This is a genomic window from Chloroflexota bacterium (assembly GCA_015478725.1).
Lineage (GTDB): Bacteria > Chloroflexota > Limnocylindria > Limnocylindrales > CSP1-4 > C-114.
Window position 1 is genome coordinate 1 of sequence record JADMIG010000100.1, and the last position, 1,578, is coordinate 1,578.

General features: G+C 66.0%; 1 protein-coding gene. It reads right to left on the reverse strand.

The window, feature by feature from the left end:
• Positions 1–187: 187 nt before the first annotated feature.
• Positions 188–1,495, reverse strand: coding sequence for an IS1380 family transposase (locus IVW53_15930; protein ID MBF6607052.1), 1,308 nt, complete (start codon positions 1,493–1,495; stop codon positions 188–190).
• Between the last annotated feature and the right edge of the window lie 83 nt (positions 1,496–1,578).

Genomic DNA, 1,578 nt, shown 5'->3' on the forward strand with positions numbered 1-1,578 from the left:
CCTGGATCCACCGACCGACGACCTGGCAGGGCAGCGAAACGAGCGATCGGCATAGTGAAGGGTCAATCGGCTTCGGGCTGACTTCTTCAGCCGCTGTCGGGACGTGCGATACCAAGAGTTTGTGATTCTCATCGGTTGTCAGCGCCGTCCTGCGATCGTCTGCGGTGCGCCTGCCGCGGGTGGGCGACTACAGCGGGACCGGCGGAAGGCCACGAAGAAGTTCGAGGGCCCGTTTGAACTTCTTGGCCCACGGCCACTCGAGCGGAGCCCGCAGTGTCGGCGTGCCCGAGATGTTGACCAGTCGTCCTGGCACCGACAGGTAGCGCGTGCGCACGGTGCGGGCCACGACGAGATGATCGGTGGGCGTGATCTGGCCGAGCATGACGCTCCAACGGATGAGGTCGTGGGCCAGGGCGGCACAGACCAGCCAAGCGGCATTGGCAGGGAAGTTGCCCGAGGGGACGTGCTCCATGCCGGCACCCTCTTTGAGGTCCTTGATGGCCAGCTCCACGGTGGCGTGGGCCCGGTGGAAGGCGTCGACTTCGACCGCAGTGCCTTGCTGATCGGTCAGGAAGGCGAAGTGGCGCCACTCGGGCCACAGTGTCGCCTGCCGCCCGATCAGCCGGGTGCGACGCACGACGAGCCGGCGTCCCTTGTAGAGACACTCGGCCACTTCAGCCACGCCGTCGCACGTGTAGCCGATGGGCGTCCACGCACCTTCGTCGATGGCCGAGACCGCGGTGACCACGGACTTCACCATCCGCACCCCCATCGTGTAACCGACCCCGAGTCGGGAGAGGGTGGCGATGGTGGTGTTCGACCAGAACCCCGAGTCGAACCGCATGACCAGCTCGCCGGTGGCTCCCGCCCGACGGAGCCGGGCCACCAGCTCTTCGACGAACCGCTTGGTCCCCCGCTGAGTGTTGGCCGACCCCTTGCGCATTCGGACGTGGAGAAGCTCGCCGGTCCCGGCCCGGGTGGCGACCAAGGGGTGGTAGCCGAGCTCTTTGGTGTAGCCGTAGCCGGCACCGTGCTTGGCCTTGCCGCACACCGCACAGATGGTGGAGTCGAGGTCGACGACCAATCGGTCGGCCCCGGGACCGGCCCCCAATGCCCACGCTCGCCGCAGGGCCTCGGCGAAGACCGCATCGAGTTGGCGGACATGACCGAAGGTGAAGGCACGCAGGAAGGTGCCCAAGGTGGAAGGTGCCATCACCCGGTGGGGAAGCACTGCCTGGGTGGCACCGGATCGCAGCACGTCGGCATGGTCGATGTGGCTGCCACCGGCAACCATGGCGTGCACCAGAGTCAGGACCTTGCGTCCCGGAAGCGCTCCACCGACACGACCCGACAGGTCGACCATCTCATTGATCAGAGCTTCGAGACGAAGCCGGACCACCAGGGTGGCCACCAGCAACAACCCGGCGTTGGCCACCAGGTGTGGGTCATCGAAGGTCACCTCGATGCGGTCGATTCCGCGCGATACTGAGCTCACAGAAAGTGCCTCCTTTTGCTGAGGGATACGACGACTTCGACATCGTCATTTTCCCAGCTGGGGAGGCTCTTTCCGCGGATGCG